Below are 17,737 nucleotides of genomic sequence, written 5' to 3'. Positions count from 1 at the left end.
TCTTACCTGTGACCCGCGGACAGCGAACTGGGTAGCCCGAACTTCGTGAACAACGTGTCATCGAGGAACGCCACCACGTGAGACACCTTCTCGCCGTGCACATCCAGCACGTGCAACTGGAAGCGGACATGTTCGTCGCCGGCGCGCATGTACATCGCCGCGGCGAGCTGACCGTTGGCGACCAGCGGTAGCAGTCGCATGTCTCCGCTCGCCTCGGCCGGGCATTGCTGACGGATGAGCGTGACGATGTCCGCCGCGCCCCGATACCAGCCCGCGTACGGCGGCATTTCCCAGATCGCCTCCGCGGTGAACATCTCCACCAGGCGGTCGATGTCGTAGGTTTCGAATGCGGCGATGTAGCGGGCCAGCAGGTCTTGGGCCTCCGGCGAATCCGGCGGCGCCAGTTGATCATTGGCGCTGGGTCCGACGGCGTCCAGCTGCGACCGGGCCCGCTGCAGCAGGCTGTTGACGGCGGTCGTGGTGGTACCGACCGCCTCGGCGACCTCGGCGGAGCGCCACTGCAGCACGTCGCGCAGGAGCAGCACGGCCCGTTGTCGCGGCGGAAGGTATTGCAGCGCAGCCACAAACGCCAGCCGCACCGACTCCCGCGACCCGACGACCACCGACGGGTCCGCCGGGTCATCGGTCAACGTCGGTAGTGGCTCCAGCCACGGCACTTCACGGCGCTCCACCAGCTCGGCGGTCGGGTCCGAGCTGGGGGCGCCCAGGCCCACCGGCAACGCCCTGCGCCCTTTGCCCTCCAGCGCGCTCAGGCAGGTGTTGGTGGCGATGCGGTGCAGCCACGTCCGCAGCGAGGACTTTCCCTCGAAACGGTCGTAGGACTTCCAGGCCCGCAGCAACGTCTCCTGCACCAGATCCTCGGCGTCGTGCAAGGACCCGGTCATCCGATAGCAGTGGGCGAGCAGCTCGCGGCGATACGGCTCGGCCTGCGCCGAGAAATCGGTCCCCAGCACCGAGTCGCCTTCGGAGTTTTGCGCGAGAAGGCTCACGCGGATGAGCCTACGCAGTGTCCGCAACCCCGGCCCGCATCCCAGCCACTACGCTGCACCTCAATGACTAGGACCACCCGATGAACCGCACCGAACACAGTTTCGACGGATTCGGCGGTGTGCGCATCGTCTACGACGTCTGGACCCCCGACACGGCACCGCGGGCGGTCCTGGTGCTGTCGCACGGCCTCGGCGAGTACGCCCGCCGCTACGACCACGTCGCCCGGCGCTTCGACGAGGCGGGCCTGGTCACCTACGCGCTGGATCATCGCGGACACGGCCGCTCCGGCGGCAAACGGGCGGTGGTGCGCGACATTCACGAGTACACCACCGACTTCGACACCCTGGTCGGGATCGCCACCCGGGAACACCACGGCCTCAAGCGCGTCGTGCTGGGCCACAGCATGGGCGGGGGCATCGTCTTCGCCTACGGCGTCGAACGCCCGGACAACTACGACCTGATGGTGCTGTCGGGACCCGCGGTGGCGGCCCAGGACCAGGTATCGCCGCTGCTGGCCCTGGCCGCCAAGGTGCTCGGCGCCATCGTGCCCGGGCTGCCCGCGCAGGACCTCGACGTCGACGCCATCTCGCGCGATCCCGCGGTGGTGGCCGCCTACAAGAGCGACCCGCTGGTATACCACGGCAAGGTGACGGCTGGCATCGGCCGCGCGTTGCTGCAGGTCGGCGAGACGATGCCGCAGCGGGCGCCGGCCCTGACCGCGCCGTTGCTGGTGGTGCACGGCTCCGAGGACCGGTTGATTCCCGTCGCCGGCAGCCACCGCCTGGTGGAATGCGTGGGGTCCACGGACGTCGAGCTCAAGGTGTATCCCGGCCTGTATCACGAGGTCTTCAACGAGCCCGAGCGCGAGCAGGTGCTCGACGATGTCGTCTCCTGGATCACCGCTCGGCTGTGAGGCAAGAATGTCGGAGCGCTCCCGTAGCTTGGCGGCAATGACCCGCGCCGGTGACGATGCAGAGCGTAGCGATGAGGAGGAGCGGCGGCAATGACTCGCGCCGGTGACGATGCAGAGCGAGGCGATGAGGAGGAGCGGCGCCAATGACTCGCGCCGGTGACGATGCAGAGCGAGGCGATGGGGAGGAGCGGCGCCAATGACTGACGACAAGATGCTGGCGCGCATCGCCGCACTGCTGCGTCAGGCCGAAGGCACCGATAACACCCACGAGGCCGACGCGTTCATGTCGGCCGCGCAGCGGCTCGCGACGGCCGCGTCCATCGACCTTGCGGTGGCGCGCTCCCATTCGGCCCAGCGTTCGGCCGCGCAGGCCCCGACGCAGCGCACCATCACGATCGGCGCGGCGGGCGCCAAGGGGTTACGGACGTATGTTCAGCTCTTCGTGCTGATCGCCGCCGCCAACGACGTTCGATGCGACGTCGCATCGAATTCGACGTTCGTCTACGCCTACGGGTTCGCCGAGGACATCGACGCCAGCCACGCGCTGTATGCCAGCCTGGTCGTGCAAATGGTGCGCGCGTCGGACGCCTACCTGTCCTCGGGTGCGCATCGTCCCACGCCGACGATCACCGCCCGGCTCAACTTTCAGCTGGCCTTCGGGGCGCGCGTCGGGCAGCGGCTGGCCGAGGCCCGCGACGAGGCCCGGCGGGAAGCCACCAGGGACCGGCGGCGTGCGCCGGGAACCGCAATCGCCTTGCGGGACAAGGAGGTTGAGCTCGTGGACTACTACCGCGGCGCGTCGAAGGCGCGCGGCACCTGGCAGGCCAGCCGGGCGTCGGCCGGGTATTCCTCGGCGGCGCGGCGCGCCGGCGATCGGGCCGGGAAGCGAGCGCGGCTCGGCAACAGCCCCGAACTCCCGGGGGCGCGGAGCGCGCTGAGCGGATGACTGCCGGGAATTCCCCGCGACGGGATTCTCAACGGTCCAGGGTGTATGCGGCCGAGGAGTTCGTCCGCACGCTGTTTGACCGTGCGGCCCAGCACGGCTCACCCGCGGTGGACTTCTTCGGCACGCAGTTGACGCTGCCGCCCGAAGGCCGGTTCGGCTCGGTGGCCTCCGCCCAGCGCTACGTGGACGACGTGCTGGCGCTGCCGGCGGTGCGGCAGCGATGGCCGGGGGTGGCGCCGTTGCGGGTCCGGCCGCGGCGGGCCGCCACCGCTGCGCACTACGAAAACCACGACGGCGCAGGCATTATCGCGGTCCCCGACCGTGACACCGCCGACTGGGCGCTGCGTGAGCTGGTGATCCTGCACGAAGTGGCGCATCATTTGTGCCAGGCCGAGCCGCCGCACGGCCTCGAGTTCGTTGCGACGATCTGTGAGTTGACGGAGCTGGTGATGGGACCCGAACTGGGGCATGTGCTGCGCGTCGTCTACGCCAAAGAGGGTGTGCGGTGAGAGATCCCGACGATCGGGCGCGCGAGATCGAAGCCCAGATGACCGACGACGAGCGGTTCTCGCTGCTGGTCTCGGTGATGGGGGCCGGTGACATGTGGCCGGTGCGCGACGAGCGCATCCCGGCGGACACGCCGATGAGCGCGGGGTACGTGCCCGGGGTCCCCCGCCTCGGGGTGCCGCCGCTGCGGATGAGCGATGCCGGCCTGGGCATCACCAACCCCGGCTACCGTCCGGGCGACACGGCCACCGCGCTGCCCGCCGGGCTGGCGCTGGCCGCCAGCTTCGATCCGGCGCTGGCCCGGTCCGCCGGCGACGTGATCGGCCGGGAGGCGCGCAGCCGCGGAATCAACGTGCAGCTCGCCGGGGCGATGAACCTCGCGCGCGATCCGCGCAACGGCCGCAACTTCGAATACCTTTCCGAGGACCCGCTTTTGACCGCCGCGATGATCGCGGAGTCGATCGACGGCATCCAGCGCCACGGCGTCATCTCGACCGTGAAGCACTACTCGCTGAACTGCAACGAGACCAACCGGCACTTCCTGGACGCGGTCATCGATCCCGACGCGCACCGCGAATCCGACCTGCTGGCCTTCGAGATCGCGATCGAGCGGGCGCAACCCGGCGCCGTGATGACCGCATACAACAAGATCAACGGCGTCTACGCCGCGGCAAACGATGTTTTGATCAACGAGGTGCTCAAGGGCGCCTGGGCCTATCGCGGCTGGGTCATGTCCGATTGGGGCGCCACGCCGAGCTGGGAATGCGCGCTAAGCGGCCTCGACCAGGAGTGCGGGGCCCAGATCGACGCGCTGCTGTGGCAGGCCGAGGCCTTCGGTGTGCCGCTGCGCGACGCGTACACCGGCGGCAGGCTGCCCACGGGGCGCCTGTCGGACATGGTCCGACGGATCCTGAGGTCCATGTTCGCCGTCGGCATCGACCGCGCCGAACCGGGTCCGGCCCCGGATATGGCCGCGCACAACGAGATTGCGCTGCGCATAGCGCGGCAGGGGACCGTGCTGCTGGCCAACCGGGGGGCGCTCCCGGTGGCGCCCGAGTCGGGCCTGCGCATCGCCGTCATCGGCGGTTACGCGCACCTGGGTGTGCCGGCCGGTTACGGTTCGAGCACCGTCGTTCCCCAGGGCGGCTACGCGGGCGTGGTCCCGATCGGCGGCTCGGGACTGGAGGCCGGGCTGCGCAACCTGTACCTGCTGCCGTCGTCGCCGTTGCAGGAGTTGCGAAAACAGCTGCCGCAGGCCCAGATTGAGTTCGATCCCGGCATCAGCCCGGCCGAGGCGGCGCGGGCGGCGCAGCAAGCCGACACCGCGATCGTGTTCGCGGTGCGCGCCGAAGGGGAGGGCTACGACCTCGCCGACCTGTCGCTGCCGTGGGGCCAGGACGAGATGATCGCGGCCGTGGCGGCGGCCAATCCCAATACCGTGGTCGTGCTCGAGACCGGCAACCCGGTGAGCATGCCGTGGTGCGACGCGGTGAATGCCGTTGTGCAGGCGTGGTATCCGGGTCAGGCCGGCGCCCGGGCGATCGCCGAGATCCTCACCGGGCGGGTGAACCCGTCGGGCCGGTTACCGATCACCTTCCCGGTCGATCTGGACCAGACGCCTCGCCCGCGGCTGCCCGGTGCCGGCGAACCGTGGGGAACGGCGAGCACGATCGAGTACTTCGAGGGCGCCGATGTCGGCTACCGCTGGTACGCGGGCAACGGCCGCCAGCCGATGTTCGCCTTCGGTCATGGCCTGTCCTACACCAGGTTTGACTACCGCGACCTGGTAGTCACCGGCGGGCAGACCATCACCGCCACGTTCAGCGTCGTCAATGCCGGCGATCGCGCTGGGGCGGACGTGCCGCAGCTGTATGTGACGGCCGTCCCCGGCGGACCGTGCCTGCGGCTGCTGGGATTCGAGCGGGTCGAGCTCGACCCGGGCGACACCTGCCGGGTGCGGATCGAGACCGATCCGCGCCTGCTCGCCCGCTACGACGGCAGCGTCGGAAGCTGGCGGATCGAGCCGGGCGATTACACGGCGGGGGTGGGCATTTCGGCGTCGGCCATGCGTCTGTCGGCCGCGGTGGCGCTGACCGGCCGTACGTTCGGGCGATGACTCACGCGGGCTGACACCCGAACGCACGGCCGTGCCGGCGCGTTACTCGACGGGGGTCAGCGCGTCGCCGCACGTGCAGCGGTACCCCTCGCCCGCACCCGAGCAGTGGCAGGGGACCTCGATGCGGACACGGCAGCCGCAGCCTTCGTGACCGCACGTCAGCAGGGTCCCGGCTTCGTAAGTTGCCATCTGATTCACCCTTTTCTCCTGGTGTGACTTGTGCGGCGCGGTTCGGCCGCACCCTCACCATATACCCCCCATGGGTATATGTAAACGGCGGCGACGGGCCCGGCCGTCGTGCAAGGGCCGGGTGGGCGCCCGCTAGCGTTGACGCCATGAGCGAGAAACCGACCCCCCACGACGTCGACGCATTCCTGGACAGCACGGTGGTTGGCGACGACCCGTCCTTGACCGCGGCGCTCGAGGCCAGCAACGCGGCCGGGTTACCGCCGATCGCGGTATCGGTGCAGCAGGGAAAGTTCTTGAGCCTGCTCGCCGGCGCCATCGGCGCGCGGCGCATCCTCGAGATCGGCACCCTGGGTGGCTTCAGCACCATCTGGCTGGCGCGCGGCGCCGGGCCGCAGGGCCGGGTGGTGACGCTGGAATACGAGCCGAAGCACGCCGAGGTGGCGCGGGGCAACCTGGAGCGCGCCGGCGTCGCCGATCGGGTGGAGGTGCTCGTCGGCGCGGCGCTGGACACGCTGCCGACGGTGACCGGACCCTTCGATCTGATCTTCATCGACGCCGACAAGGAGAACAACCTTGCGTACCTTCAGTGGGCCGTCCGATTGGCCCGTCCCGGCGCAGTCGTGGTGGTGGACAACGTGATTCGCGACGGTCAGATTCTGCGGCCGGATTGCGACGACGCCCGGGTGCGGGCGACCCGCGAGACGCTACAGGCGATGGGAGAGCACCCGCGGCTGGACACCGCGGTGATCCAGACGGTGGGGGCCAAGCACTGGGACGGCTTCGCCTTGGCGCTGGTGCAGTAGCCTCAGCGCGGGCACAGGTCGGCGACCGCTTGCCCGGCGGAGGTGAGTTCGCCTATCCGCAGGGCGGTTTCACCGGCGTACAGGGCCGCGCTGTCCAGCCACGAATCGGGCACACCGGCCACCGGTGCCAGCGGCGTGAAGAACGGAAGGGCCGGCGACTGCAGGCGCATCAGTGCGCCCGCATCGAAATAGCCCAGCGCCGACAGGGGACGGCTGGCCGCGTTGAGGGCCGCCGGCACAGCCTTGGCCCGCCCGTCGGGCCGACACCACCGGTGGGTGGCCGCGTTGGGCACCACGCGGTGCCGTAGCGGCCAGCTCAGCCCGAACAGGTTTGTCTCGATCGTCCTGTCCGCCCGAAGGATTCGCCGCTGATACTCGCGGCTCGCATTGGCCTCGTGCGTCAACAGGAATCGCGTGCCTGCGATCACGCCGTCGGCGCCGCCGTCCAGCGCGGCGCGAGTGTCGGCGGCCGTGGCGATGCCGCCGGCCAAAAACACCGGTCGGCCCCCGGCCGCGCGCAGGGCGTGCGGCAAAAAATCCAGGGCGGGCACGGTCCCGACGAGGTGCCCGCCGGCCTCGCGCCCCTGCGCGATCAAACCGTCGGCGCCCGAGGCGATTGCGGCGCGCGCCTGCGCCTCGGTGCCGACCATCACAAAGACGAAGATCCCGGCGTCCCGCAGGTGCTCGACGAGGCCGCGTTTCTCTCCGAACGCCAACACGACGACGTCCACGCGGGCATCGACGCACACCGCGACGTGGTGGCGATGCACAAAGGGCAGCAACAGGTTTACCGCGACGGCGCGACCCGGCGCCTGCTCGCGCACCCGGTCGATCGAGGCCCGCAGCCGGCGCGGGGTGTCGATGCCCAGGGTGCCGAGCCCGCCCGCGTTGGCGACCGCGGCCGCCAGGCTCGCCCCCGCCAGCCCGCCGCCCATGCCGGCCTGCCCCACCGGGCAATCGAGCCGCAGTCGGTCCGCGATGTCCATGCCTGAAGACGCTACGCGGTTCCTCGAATTGGACAGCGATCGAGCGTAATCTTGACGTCAGATGGATGGGTGCAGCCCAGCTCAAAAGGCTTGCTGCATAACAGAAAGGTCACAAAATGAGTACAGTCCATTCATCAATCGATCACCACCCCGATTTGTTGGCGCTGCGCGCCCGCTATGAGCGCGTCGCCGAGTCGATGAGTGCGCATTTCACCTTCGGCCTGGCTCTGCTGACGGGTCTGTACGTGGCCGCGTCACCGTGGATCGTGGGATTCAGCGCGACGAGGACGCTTGCCACGTCTGACCTGATCGCAGGGATCGCGGTGGCGTTCCTGGCGTACGGGTGCGCGACGGCGCTGGATCGCGCGCACGGCATGACGTGGACGCTGCCGGTGCTCGGCGTGTGGGTCATCGTGTCAACGTGGATCGTGCCGGACGTCGTGCTGACCACCGGCATGACCTGGTCGAATGTCGTCGCGGGTGCGTTGTTGACCTTCTTGGGCCTCAACGCCACCTACTTCGGCATGCGCACGCGCGCCACGGGCACCCACGCCTAGTCCCGAACTCGGTTAGGCCACAAGTCGATTCGCCGCCTGGCCGGACGATCCGGTCAGGCGGAGATCAACCGCAGACTGCGCCGATCGCGGCCGAGCTGACCAGCTTGACGTACTTGGCCAGCACCCCGGTCTTGTAGCGCGGCGGCGGCGGCGTGAAACCCGTTCGCCGAGAATCGAATTCGGCGGGATCGGTGAGCACGTCGAGGACACGGTTGGCGACGTCCAGGCGGATGCGGTCGCCGTCGCGCAGAAACGCGATCGGCCCGGCGTCCACCGCCTCGGGGGCGATGTGGCCGACGCACAGGCCGGTCGTCCCGCCGGAGAACCGGCCGTCGGTCAGCAACAGCACGTCCTTGCCGAGACCGGCGCCCTTGATCGCGCCGGTGATGGCGAGCATTTCCCGCATGCCGGGGCCGCCCTTCGGGCCTTCGTAGCGGATCACCACCGCGTCGCCCTTGGTGATGGTGCCGTCCTCCAGGGCGTCCAGCGCGGCCCGCTCGCCGTCGAAAACCCTTGCGGTGCCTTCGAACACGTCGGAATCGAAGCCGGCCGACTTGACCACCGCGCCCTCGGGCGCCAGTGAGCCGCGCAGGATGGTGATTCCCCCGGTGGGGTGAATGGGATTGCTCAGGGCCCGCAGCACCTTGCCGTCCGGGTCGGGCGGGGCGATCTCGGCCAGATTCTCGGCCAGGGTCGCACCGGTCACCGTCAAGCAATCGCCGTGCAGCAGGCCGGCATCCAGCAACGCCTTCATCATCACCGGCACACCGCCGATGTGGTCGACGTGGGACATGACGTGGCGGCCGAACGGCTTGACGTCGGCCAGGTGTGGAACCTTCGACCCGATCCGGCTGAAATCGTCGAGCGTCAGCGCGACGTCGGCCTCGTGGGCGATGGCCAGCAGGTGCAGCACCGCGTTGGTGGAGCCGCCGAACGCCATCACCACCGCGATCGCGTTCTCGAACGCCTCCTTGGTGAGGATGTCGCGGGCGGTGATCCCGCGCCGCAGCAGTTCGACAACGGCCGCACCGCTGCGCCGGGCGAACCCGTCGCGGCGGCGATCGGTCGCCGGCGGCGCCGCGCTTCCGGGCAACGACATCCCGAGCGCCTCGGCCGCGCTGGCCATCGTGTTGGCGGTGTACATGCCGCCGCAGGCGCCCTCGCCGGGACAGATCGCACGCTCGATGGCGTCGACGTCCTCGCGCGGCATCAGCCCGCGGGCGCAGGCCCCCACCGCCTCGAACGCGTCGATGATGGTGACCTCGCGCTCGCTGCCGTCGGAAAGCTTGGCGACCCCGGGCAGGATCGAACCGGCGTAGAGGAACACCGAGGCCAGATCCAGCCGCGCGGCGGCCATCAGCATCCCGGGCAGCGACTTGTCGCAGCCGGCCAGCAGCACCGAGCCGTCGAGGCGTTCGGCCTGCATCACCGTCTCGACGCTGTCGGCGATCACCTCGCGCGACACCAGCGAGAAGTGCATCCCCTCGTGGCCCATCGAGATGCCGTCGGACACCGAGATGGTGCCGAACTCGAGGGGGTAGCCGCCGGCGGAGAACACCCCCTCCTTGACGGCCTTGGCGAGCCGGTCGAGCGAGAGGTTGCACGGCGTGATCTCGTTCCAGGACGACGCGACGCCGATTTGCGGCTTGGCGAAGTCCTCGTCTCCCATGCCTACGGCCCGCAGCATGCCACGGGCGGCGGCCTTCTCCAGGCCGTCGGTGACGTCACGACTACGCGGCTTGATGTCGGCGGTCCGAGCCGAATCGGTGGTGGGCATTGTTCAAGTATGCGCTGGCCAGTCGCGATGCCCGTCCCCGGGGTAATACCCCGCCGGGGTATAAGGTGGACGTGGCGGCACGGCAGGCGTAGCGGCAGGGGTGAAACGAACATGACCGACGAACACGGGTACTCGCAGCAGAAGGACAATTACGCCAAGCGGCTGCGGCGCATCGAGGGCCAGGTGCGGGGGATCGCCCGCATGATCGAGGAAGACAAGTACTGCATCGACGTCCTGACCCAGATCAGCGCCGTCAACAGCGCGCTGCGTTCGGTCGCGCTGAATTTGCTCGACGAGCACCTGAGCCACTGCGTCACCCGCGCGGTGGCCGAGGGCGGCGACGAGGCCGACACCAAGCTCACCGAGGCCTCCGCCGCGATCGCCCGCCTGGTGCGCTCCTGATCGCAGGGCGTGTTGCCACGCCAAGTTGGAGGAACCGGCAGTCGGTGTGCGTACGGTAGGGGAGCGCGACCTCGGCGACGTTGCTCAGCCGATTGCGCACACCCAACCGATGACTGTGATGACTGCCGAAACCGCCAACACAGCCGCGCGAACGTGGACGCCACGGATCGCGGCTCAGCTCGCCATCCTCGCGGCCGCGGCCTTCACCTATGTCACCGCCGAGATCCTGCCGGTGGGCGCGCTGCCGGCGATCGCCCGCAACCTCAACGTCAGCTTGGTCCTGGTGGGCACCCTGCTGTCCTGGTACGCCCTGGTGGCGGCCCTGACTACGATCCCGCTGGTGCGCTGGACCGCGCACCTGCCCCGCCGCCGCGTGCTGGTCGCGAGCCTGACCTGCCTGACCGCCTCGCAGCTGATCTCGGCGCTGGCGCCCAACTTCGCGGTGCTGGCCGCCGGGCGGGTGCTCTGCGCGGTCACGCACGGCCTGCTGTGGTCGGTCATCGCGCCGATCGCGATCCGGCTGGTGCCGCCCAGCCACGCCGGGCGCGCCACCATGTCGATCTACGTCGGCACCAGCCTGGCGCTGGTCGTGGGCAGCCCGCTGACCGCGGCCCTGAGCCTGATGTGGGGCTGGCGCCTGGCCGTCGTGTGCGTCACCGTCGCGGCCGCGCTCGTCACGATCGCCGCCCGGGTGATGCTGCCGGAGATGGTGCTCACCGACGACCAGCTCGCCCACGTCGGGCCCCGGTCCCGCCACCACCGCAACGGACGGCTGATCACCGTGAGCGTGCTGGCGATGATCGCGGTCACCGGCCATTTCGTGTCCTACACGTTCATCGTCGAGCTCATCCGCAACGTCCTGGGCGTGCGCGGGCCGAACCTGGCGTGGGTGCTGGCCGCCTACGGGCTGGCCGGCCTGCTGTCGGTGCCGCTGGTGGCGCGGCCGCTGGACCACCGGCCCAAGTCCGCCGTCATCCTGTGCATGACGGGCCTGACGGCCGCCTTCGTGGTGCTGACCGCGCTGGCGTTCGGCGGCCGGTCCGGCGCGACGACCGCGCTGATCGGCACCGCCGCCATCGTGCTGTGGGGGGCCATGGCCACCGCCGTATCGCCGATGATGCAATCCGCCGCCATGCGCAACGGGGCCGACGACCCCGACGGCGCGTCGGGGCTCTACGTGACGGCGTTTCAGGTCGGCATCATGGCCGGCTCGCTGGCGGGTGGGCTGCTCTACGAGCACAGCGTCACGATGATGCTGATCGCTTCGGCGATCCTGATGGCGGTCGCGCTGGTCGGCATCGCGGCCAACCGGCGGATGCTGGACGTCCCGCAGCCGCGGCCGACAAGCTCACGCGATTCATAACCGCCCAGGTCAGAGGCGTGTTCCGGGAGCCATCGGGGCCGCCGGCGGCCGCCGGCGACGGTCGACGGCGCGCGCCCTATGCCAGACTGTGTCGAGTACACGAGTGGAGGTATGCATATGTCGGGCTGGACGAGGGCCTGGACTTTCAAGGGTCTCTTCGCCGCTCTGAACGTCACCGGCTGGGGCGCTGTCATGACCCTGGCACTGGTGCTGAGCGCGGCCCCGGCGCTGGCCGACCCGGACCCGGCTCCCGCTGACCCGGGCGCCGTCGCCGCCCCGCCCGGCCCGCCCGCGCCGCCGGATCCCTTCGCGCCGCCACCCCCGCCCGACCCGCTGGCGCCCCCGCCCCCGCCCGACCCGGCGGCGGCGCCGCCCTGGGTTCCCCCGATGGCGGAACCCGCCGCGGCCTCGGCCGCCGGCCAGAACCCCACCCCGTTCACCGGGACGGCGCCGTTCGGGCCGCCGAAGATCCTTCCCGCGGGCGGGTCGACCGTGGGCGTCGCCCAGCCGATCATCATCAACTTTCCGGGACGCGTCGACGACGCCGGGGCCGCGGAAGGCGCGGTCCACGTCTCGTCGGTGCCCGCGGTCCCGGGCAAGTTCTACTGGATGACCCCCACGCAGCTGCGCTGGCGGCCATTGAGCTTCTGGCCCGCCCACACCGCGGTGACCGTCGACGCCGGGGGCACCGTGTCGAGCTTCCGAACCGGGGACACGCTGGTGGCCACGGCCGACGACGCCACCCATCAGTTGACCGTCACCCGCAACGGCACGGTGGAGAAGACGATCCCGATGTCGATGGGCATGACGTCCGGCAACCACCAGACCCCCAATGGCACCTACTACGTGCAGGACAAGAAGCCGTCGGTGGTGATGGATTCGTCCACCTATGGGGTCCCGGTCAACTCGACGTACGGCTACAAGGTGACGGTGGAGGACGCGGTCCGCTTCGACAATGTCGGCGACTACGTGCACAGCGCCCCGTGGTCGGTGGACGACCAGGGCAAGCGCGACGTCAGCCACGGCTGCATCAACATCAGCCCCTCCAACGCGAAGTGGTTTTTCGACAACTTCGGCGCGGGAGACCCGATCATCGTGAAGAACTCCACCGGCGGCAGCTACAAGAAGAACGACGGCTCCGCCGACTGGATGAACTAGCTCTCCGCGAGCAGACGCAGAATCGCCCATTTCCACGCGAAATCGGGCGATTCTGCGTCTTCTCGCCATCACCTCGCCGCGGGGGGTTTCGCGGGCGCGGCGATTATGTATAGCATCATATATAACTCGGCCTGAGGAGCGGCGATGCGCGGACCACGCGAACGGATGGTGACGTCGGCCGCGCTGCTGATCAGGGAGCGCGGCGCGCACGCCACCGCCATCTCCGACGTCCTCGAGCACAGCGGGGCGCCGCGCGGATCGGCCTATCACTACTTCCCGGGCGGCCGCACGCAACTGCTCTGCGAGGCGGTGGACTACGCCGGCGACCACGTCGCCGCGATCATCGCCGAGGCCGAGAGCGGCCCCGAGCTGATCGACACCCTGATCGACAAGTACCGCCGGCAGCTGCTCGACAGCGACTTCCGCGCCGGCTGCCCCATCGTGGCCGTGTCCGTGGAGGCGGGCGAGCCGGAGGACGCCGAGCGCATGGCGCCGGTGGTCGAGCGCGCGGCGGCGGTGTTCGACCGCTGGACCGACCTGATCGCGCAGCGCTTCATCGCCGACGGGATAACCCGCGAGCGCGCAGGCGAATTGGCGGTCCTGGCCACCACCGCGCTCGAGGGCGCGATCGTGCTGGCACGGGTGCGCCGCGACCTGATGCCCCTGGACGTCGTCCGCCGCCAGGTGCGCGAGCTGCTGTCGGCCACGTCGTCGTAATCAGGTGACCGGAGAGGATGTCCCGCAGTGACCACAAACGAGACCGGTGAATGGCAATCCAGCGCGTGCATCCTGTGTGAATGCAACTGCGGCATCGTCGTTCAGGTCGACGATCGCCGGCTGGCCCGCATCCGCGGGGACAAGGCGCACCCGGCGTCGCAGGGCTACACCTGCAACAAGGCGTTGCGGCTGGACCACTATCAGAACAGCCGCACCCGGCTGACCTCTCCGCTGCGCCGCCGCGCCGACGGCAGCTACGAGGAGATCGACTGGGACACCGCGATCGTGGAGATCGCCGAGGGGTTCAAGCACATTCGCGATGCCTACGGCGGGGACAAGATCTTCTACTACGGCGGCGGCGGGCAGGGCAACCATCTGGGCGGGGCGTACAGCGGCGCCTTCCTGAAGGCGCTGGGCTCCCGCTACCGTTCAAATGCGTTGGCGCAGGAGAAGACCGGCGAGGCCTGGGTCGACGGGCAGTTGTACGGCGGCCACACCCGGGGCGAGTTCGAGCACGCCGAGGTGGCGGTGTTCGTCGGCAAGAACCCGTGGATGTCGCAGAGCTTTCCGCGCGCCCGGGTGGTGCTGAACGAGATCGCCAAGGATCCGGCCCGGTCGATGATCGTCATCGACCCCGTCGTCACCGACACCGCCAAGATGTCCGACTTCCATCTGCGGGTGCGCCCCGGCACCGACGCGTGGTGCCTGGCGGCGCTGGCCGCCGTCCTCGTCCAGGAAAACCTGTGCGACGAAACGTTTCTCGCCGGGCACGTGCGCGGGGCCGACACCGTCCGCGACGCGTTGCGCGAGGTTGCGGTGGCCGACTACGCGCAACATTGCGGGGTCGACGAGGAACTGCTGCGCGCGGCGGCCCGACGCATCGGCGCCGCCGCGAGCGTGTCGGTCTTCGAGGACCTCGGCGTGCAGCAGGCGCCCAACAGCACGCTGTGCTCCTACCTGAACAAGCTGCTGTGGGTGCTCACCGGCAACTTCGCGAAAAGGGGCGGCCAGCACCTGCATTCGTCGTTCGCGCCGCTGTTCGGCCAGTTCTCCGGCCGCACACCGGTCACCGGCGCCCCGATCATCTCCGGGTTGGTGCCCAGCAACGTGATTCCCGAGGAAATCCTGACCGACCACCCGGACCGCTTCCGGGCCATGATCGTGGAAAGCAGCAATCCCGCTCACTCGCTGGCCGATTCGACCGCCTGCCGCGAGGCCTTCGAGGCGCTGGAACTGATGGTGGTCATCGACGTCGCGATGACCGAGACCGCCAGGCTCGCCCATTACGTGCTGCCGGCCGCGTCCCAATTCGAGAAACCGGAAGCCACCTTCTTCAACCTGGAGTTTCCGCACAACACGTTCCAATTGCGCCGTCCGCTGCTGGCGCCGTTGCCGGGAACGCTGCCCGAGCCCGAGATCTGGGCCCGGCTGGTGCGGGCGCTCGGCGTGGTCGACGACGCGGACCTGCGGCCCCTGCGCGACGCCGCTCAGCGGGGTCGGCCGGCGTACGCCGAGGCCTTCCTCACCACGGCGGCCACCAATCCGACTGTGGCCCAGCTGCTTCCGTATGTGCTCTACGAGACGCTCGGACCCACGCTGCCGGAGGGTCTGCGCGGCGCGGCCGCGCTCTGGGGCCTGGCCCAGAAGACCGCGATGAACTATCCCGACGCGGTGCGGCGCGCCGGCCATGCCGACGGCAACGCGCTGTTCGACGCGATCCTGGACCACCCCTCGGGGGTGACGTTCACCGCCCACAACTACGAGGACGACTTCGCGTTGATCAGCCACCCCGACCACAAGATCGCGCTGGAAATCCCGCCGCTGCTCGACGAATTGAGGGCGCTGGCCCGCACCCCGGCCGAGCTGACCACCCCGGATTTCCCGATCGTGCTGTCGGTGGGGGAGCGGCGCGCCTACACCGCCAACGACATCTTCCGCGACCCGTCCTGGCGCAAACGCGACGCCGACGGCGCGCTGCGGGTGAGCGTCGAAGACGCCCAGGCCCTGGGGCTGGTCGACGGATGCCGGGCCCGCATCAGCACCGCGGCCGGCACCGCCGAGGCCACCGTCGAGATCACCGAGACCATGCTCGCCGGACATGCCGCCCTGCCCAACGGCTTTGGGCTCGACTACATCGACGACGACGGTCACACCGTCGTTCCCGGCGTGGCCCCGAACGCGCTCACCTCGTCCGGGTGGCGTGATCCCTACGCGGGAACGCCGTGGCACAAGCACGTGCCCGCCCGCATCGAGGCGCTGACGCCGGTCAGTTCCAGATCTTGACCCGGCGCTCCGGCTCCAGGAACAGTGCGCCCGTGTCGGCGCCGTCGAAGGCGTCGTAGAAGGCGTCCATGTTGCGCAGCACGCCGTTGCAGCGGAATTCCGGCGGCGAATGCGGATCTACCGCCAGGCGCCGGATCACTTCGGCGTCACGGGATTTGGTGCGCCACACCTGCGCCCAGCCGTAGAACACGCGCTGCACGCCGGTCAGGCCGTCGATCACGGGAGCGGGCCGGCCGTTCAGCGACAACTGGTAGGCCAGCAGCGCGATCGACAGCCCGCCCAGGTCTCCGATGTTCTCTCCGACGGTGAACGCGCCGTTCACGTGGTGGCCGCTCGCCAACTCGCGCGGGGTGTACGTGTCGTACTGCTCGATGAGGGCCTTTGTGCGGGAGCCGAATTCGGTGCGGTCGGCGTCGGTCCACCAGTCGATCAGGTTTCCGTCGCCGTCGTACTTGGCGCCCTGGTCGTCGAAGCCGTGGCCGATCTCGTGCCCGATCACCGCGCCGATGCCTCCGTAGTTGGCGGCGTCGTCGGCCTCGGCGTCGAAGAACGGGGGCTGCAAAATGGCTGCCGGGAAGACGATTTCGTTCATGCCCGGGTTGTAGTACGCGTTGACCGTCTGCGGGGTCATGAACCACTCGTCCTTGTCCACCGGCCCGCCGAGCTTGGCCAGCTCGCGGTCGTGGTTGACGGCGTACCCGCGCTGATAGTTGCCGTAGAGGTCGCTGCGGTCGATCACCAGGGTGGAGTAGTCCCGCCACTTCGCCGGGTAGCCGACCTTGGCGGTGAACTTGTCCAGCTTGGCCAGCGCCCGCTCCCGGGTCTGCGGCGTCATCCACTCCAGGTCGTTGATGCTGATCCGGTAGGCCGCCTGCAGGTTGGCCACCAGCTCGTCGATGCGGGCCTTGGCGCCGGGCGGGAAATGCCGCTGCACGTAAAGCTTTCCGACGGCATCACCCATCAGGCTCTCGACCAGCGAGACCGCCCGCTTCCACCGGTCCCGGATCTGCTCGGTGCCGGTCAGCCGGCGGCCGTAGAAGTCGAAGTCCGCCGCCACCAGCTCGTCGGTCAGCCAGGGGGCCCGGGCGCGGATCACCCGCCACCGCGCCCAGCTCTTCCACACCTCGAGGTCTTCGTTGCGCCACAGCTCGGCGAATGACCGAACGTAATCGGGTTGGCGCACAACGATTTCCGCGAGTGACTCGACCTTGGTGCCGAGCGCGGCGGCCCACGTAACCCAGTCGAAGCCGACCGACTCGTCGCGCAACTCCGCGAACGTGCGCAGGTTGTAGGTGAGGTCGGCATCGCGGCGCTTGACCACATCCCAGTGCGCCTCGGCCAGCCGGGTCTCCAACGCGACGATGCGCTCGGCGGTCCGGATGTGGCCTTCCGGGTCCCCGCCGAACACCAGGCCGAACATCCGCGCGATGTGCCCGGGGTAGGCCTCGAGCAGGTCGGCGTGCTGCTCCTCGCGGTAGTAGGACTCGTCGGGCAACCCGAGCCCGGATTGGGTGAAGTGCACCAGGTACCGGGCCGAGTTCTTGGCGTCGGTGTCCACATAGAGCGCGACACCGCCGCCCACCCCGGTGCGCTGCAGGGCGCCGAGGGCGGCGGCCAGCGCGTCGGCGTCGGCGGCGTCGTCGATCACCGCCAGTTCGTCGAGCAGCGGCCGCACGCCGCGGCGCTCGACGGTCTCCTCGTCGAGGAAGCTCGCATACAGGTCGCCGATGCGTTGCGCGTCGGCGTCGCCGGCCGAACGCTGCTCGCTGGCCTCGACGATCAGGTCCCGCACCTGTTCCTCGGCGCGGTCGTACAGCTGCCGGAAGGCCCCGTCGGTGGCCCGGTCCGCCGGGATCTCGTATTCGGCCAGCCAGCGGCCGTTGACGTGACCGAACAGGTCGTCTTGGGGGCGGATGCTGTCGTCTACATAGCTCAGGTCGATGCCCGAGCGGAGCGCCGTATTCGTCACCCCGCCATCCTTCCATCTTTGCCGGGTGCAACGATCGGGC

General features: G+C 69.6%; 16 protein-coding genes. 11 read left to right on the top strand and 5 right to left on the bottom strand.

Annotated features, from left to right (window positions below; genetic code table 11):
- Window positions 1-2: 2 nt before the first annotated feature.
- On the bottom strand, window positions 3-1,055 hold the full coding sequence (locus JF781_RS02990; protein ID WP_374109662.1) for a sigma-70 family RNA polymerase sigma factor: 1,053 nt from the start codon (window positions 1,053-1,055) through the stop codon (window positions 3-5).
- A gap of 35 nt (window positions 1,056-1,090) precedes the next feature.
- Here JF781_RS02990 and JF781_RS02985 point away from each other — a divergent pair, with 35 nt between their 5' ends.
- From JF781_RS02985 to JF781_RS02970, 4 genes are all read left to right on the top strand, one after another.
- Window positions 1,091-1,924 (top strand): alpha/beta hydrolase, encoded by an 834-nt coding sequence (locus tag JF781_RS02985; protein WP_225327185.1) that lies wholly within the window; start codon window positions 1,091-1,093, stop codon window positions 1,922-1,924.
- 196 nt (window positions 1,925-2,120) lie between these two features.
- Entirely contained in the window at window positions 2,121-2,870 is a 750-nt protein-coding gene (locus JF781_RS02980; RefSeq protein WP_225327184.1) for a DUF2786 domain-containing protein, read from the top strand.
- Window positions 2,867-3,379: a TIGR04338 family metallohydrolase gene (locus tag JF781_RS02975; RefSeq protein ID WP_225327183.1), complete on the top strand. Its 513-nt coding sequence runs from the start codon at window positions 2,867-2,869 to the stop codon at window positions 3,377-3,379. The genes JF781_RS02980 and JF781_RS02975 overlap by 4 nt, the downstream gene beginning before the upstream one ends.
- Window positions 3,376-5,493 (top strand): glycoside hydrolase family 3 protein, encoded by a 2,118-nt coding sequence (locus tag JF781_RS02970; protein WP_225327182.1) that lies wholly within the window; start codon window positions 3,376-3,378, stop codon window positions 5,491-5,493. Before JF781_RS02975 ends, JF781_RS02970 begins: the two co-directional genes overlap by 4 nt.
- Window positions 5,494-5,535: 42 nt before the next feature.
- Here JF781_RS02970 and mymT read toward each other — a convergent pair whose 3' ends face one another.
- Window positions 5,536-5,682 carry a metallothionein MymT gene (gene mymT / locus JF781_RS02965; protein WP_008261926.1) on the bottom strand — a complete coding sequence of 49 codons (147 nt, stop codon included), beginning with the start codon at window positions 5,680-5,682 and terminating at the stop codon, window positions 5,536-5,538.
- A 146-nt stretch (window positions 5,683-5,828) separates the two neighbouring features.
- On the opposite strand from mymT, the gene JF781_RS02960 reads away from it, so the two are divergent.
- Window positions 5,829-6,485 carry an O-methyltransferase gene (locus JF781_RS02960; protein ID WP_225327181.1) on the top strand — a complete coding sequence of 219 codons (657 nt, stop codon included), beginning with the start codon at window positions 5,829-5,831 and terminating at the stop codon, window positions 6,483-6,485.
- A 2-nt stretch (window positions 6,486-6,487) separates the two neighbouring features.
- On the opposite strand, the gene JF781_RS02955 is transcribed toward JF781_RS02960, so the two are convergent.
- Complete coding sequence (locus JF781_RS02955) at window positions 6,488-7,471, bottom strand: nitronate monooxygenase (protein WP_225327180.1); 984 nt, start codon at window positions 7,469-7,471, stop codon at window positions 6,488-6,490.
- A gap of 116 nt (window positions 7,472-7,587) precedes the next feature.
- Here JF781_RS02955 and JF781_RS02950 point away from each other — a divergent pair, with 116 nt between their 5' ends.
- Entirely contained in the window at window positions 7,588-8,028 is a 441-nt protein-coding gene (locus tag JF781_RS02950) for an SPW repeat protein (protein WP_225327179.1), read from the top strand.
- Between the two features lie 64 nt (window positions 8,029-8,092).
- On the opposite strand, the gene ilvD is transcribed toward JF781_RS02950, so the two are convergent.
- Window positions 8,093-9,805 carry a dihydroxy-acid dehydratase gene (gene ilvD, locus JF781_RS02945; protein ID WP_225327178.1) on the bottom strand — a complete coding sequence of 571 codons (1,713 nt, stop codon included), beginning with the start codon at window positions 9,803-9,805 and terminating at the stop codon, window positions 8,093-8,095.
- Window positions 9,806-9,916: 111 nt separating this feature from the next.
- Here ilvD and JF781_RS02940 point away from each other — a divergent pair, with 111 nt between their 5' ends.
- The 5 genes from JF781_RS02940 to JF781_RS02920 all read left to right on the top strand — a co-directional run bounded on the left by JF781_RS02940 (window position 9,917) and on the right by JF781_RS02920 (window position 15,728).
- A complete protein-coding gene (locus JF781_RS02940) occupies window positions 9,917-10,207 on the top strand; it encodes a metal-sensitive transcriptional regulator (RefSeq protein ID WP_225327177.1) in 291 nt (96 codons plus the stop codon).
- Window positions 10,208-10,325: 118 nt separating this feature from the next.
- Window positions 10,326-11,570, top strand: a complete 1,245-nt coding sequence (locus JF781_RS02935; RefSeq protein WP_225327304.1) for an MFS transporter — start codon at window positions 10,326-10,328, stop codon at window positions 11,568-11,570.
- Between the two features lie 117 nt (window positions 11,571-11,687).
- Window positions 11,688-12,728, top strand: coding sequence for a L,D-transpeptidase family protein (locus JF781_RS02930; RefSeq protein ID WP_225341140.1), 1,041 nt, complete (start codon window positions 11,688-11,690; stop codon window positions 12,726-12,728).
- Between the two features lie 144 nt (window positions 12,729-12,872).
- Window positions 12,873-13,445, top strand: a complete 573-nt coding sequence (locus tag JF781_RS02925; protein WP_225330395.1) for a TetR/AcrR family transcriptional regulator — start codon at window positions 12,873-12,875, stop codon at window positions 13,443-13,445.
- Between the two features lie 27 nt (window positions 13,446-13,472).
- On the top strand, window positions 13,473-15,728 hold the full coding sequence (locus JF781_RS02920; RefSeq protein ID WP_225330396.1) for a molybdopterin-dependent oxidoreductase: 2,256 nt from the start codon (window positions 13,473-13,475) through the stop codon (window positions 15,726-15,728).
- Here the strand turns inward: JF781_RS02920 and JF781_RS02915 are convergent.
- Window positions 15,712-17,697: a M13 family metallopeptidase gene (locus JF781_RS02915; RefSeq protein ID WP_225330397.1), complete on the bottom strand. Its 1,986-nt coding sequence runs from the start codon at window positions 17,695-17,697 to the stop codon at window positions 15,712-15,714. The two genes, JF781_RS02920 and JF781_RS02915, sit on opposite strands and share 17 nt — an antisense overlap.
- Window positions 17,698-17,737 lie beyond the last annotated feature (40 nt).

Origin of the sequence: Mycobacterium sp. WUMAC-067 (assembly GCF_020217485.1) — a bacterium.
In the GTDB taxonomy this organism is placed as follows: domain Bacteria; phylum Actinomycetota; class Actinomycetes; order Mycobacteriales; family Mycobacteriaceae; genus Mycobacterium.
This window is presented reverse-complemented; position numbering and strand designations above follow the sequence as displayed.

Excerpts from the sequence above, each read along its gene's own strand:
- JF781_RS02985 (WP_225327185.1), top strand. The coding sequence starts at position 1,091 with ATGAACCGCACCGAACACAGTTTCGACGGATTCGGCGGTGTGCGCATC.
- JF781_RS02980 (WP_225327184.1), top strand. The coding sequence starts at position 2,121 with ATGACTGACGACAAGATGCTGGCGCGCATCGCCGCACTGCTGCGTCAG.
- JF781_RS02975 (WP_225327183.1), top strand. The coding sequence starts at position 2,867 with ATGACTGCCGGGAATTCCCCGCGACGGGATTCTCAACGGTCCAGGGTG.
- mymT (WP_008261926.1), bottom strand. The coding sequence starts at position 5,682 with ATGGCAACTTACGAAGCCGGGACCCTGCTGACGTGCGGTCACGAAGGC.
- JF781_RS02960 (WP_225327181.1), top strand. The coding sequence starts at position 5,829 with ATGAGCGAGAAACCGACCCCCCACGACGTCGACGCATTCCTGGACAGC.
- JF781_RS02955 (WP_225327180.1), bottom strand. The coding sequence starts at position 7,471 with ATGGACATCGCGGACCGACTGCGGCTCGATTGCCCGGTGGGGCAGGCC.
- JF781_RS02950 (WP_225327179.1), top strand. The coding sequence starts at position 7,588 with ATGAGTACAGTCCATTCATCAATCGATCACCACCCCGATTTGTTGGCG.
- ilvD (WP_225327178.1), bottom strand. The coding sequence starts at position 9,805 with ATGCCCACCACCGATTCGGCTCGGACCGCCGACATCAAGCCGCGTAGT.
- JF781_RS02940 (WP_225327177.1), top strand. The coding sequence starts at position 9,917 with ATGACCGACGAACACGGGTACTCGCAGCAGAAGGACAATTACGCCAAG.
- JF781_RS02935 (WP_225327304.1), top strand. The coding sequence starts at position 10,326 with ATGACTGCCGAAACCGCCAACACAGCCGCGCGAACGTGGACGCCACGG.
- JF781_RS02930 (WP_225341140.1), top strand. The coding sequence starts at position 11,688 with ATGTCGGGCTGGACGAGGGCCTGGACTTTCAAGGGTCTCTTCGCCGCT.
- JF781_RS02925 (WP_225330395.1), top strand. The coding sequence starts at position 12,873 with ATGCGCGGACCACGCGAACGGATGGTGACGTCGGCCGCGCTGCTGATC.